Raw genomic sequence first — 271 nt, 5'->3', positions numbered from 1 at the left:
ACAACAGCCTGTCGTTCTCGCCTGTATTCGTTTACGAATTTGCCGGTCAGTCGGTCAAACCGTACGTTGAAGCGGGTATCGGCGTGGCGTTCTTCTCCAACACCGAATATGAGAGCAACAAGCTGGGCGGGTCCTTCCAGTTCGAAGACCGCATCGGTGTCGGCCTGCGCTTCAACGGCGGCCACGAAGTCGGCATCCGCGCCACGCACTACTCCAACGCCGGCCTTTCCAGCGACAACGATGGTGTAGAAAGCTACGCGCTGCATTACAC

At 57.9% G+C, this 271-nt stretch carries 1 protein-coding gene; it reads left to right on the top strand.

Annotated elements, in window-relative coordinates; genetic code table 11:
• A partial coding sequence (locus AAEY97_RS21290; RefSeq protein ID WP_351001345.1) for an acyloxyacyl hydrolase occupies positions 1-271 on the top strand: 271 nt, incomplete at both ends.

Origin of the sequence: Shewanella sp. TB7-MNA-CIBAN-0143 (assembly GCF_040310065.1) — a bacterium.
GTDB lineage: Bacteria > Pseudomonadota > Gammaproteobacteria > Enterobacterales > Shewanellaceae > Shewanella.
The sequence above is the reverse complement of the archived record's forward strand: the minus strand, read 5'-3'. Positions and strand labels throughout refer to the sequence as shown.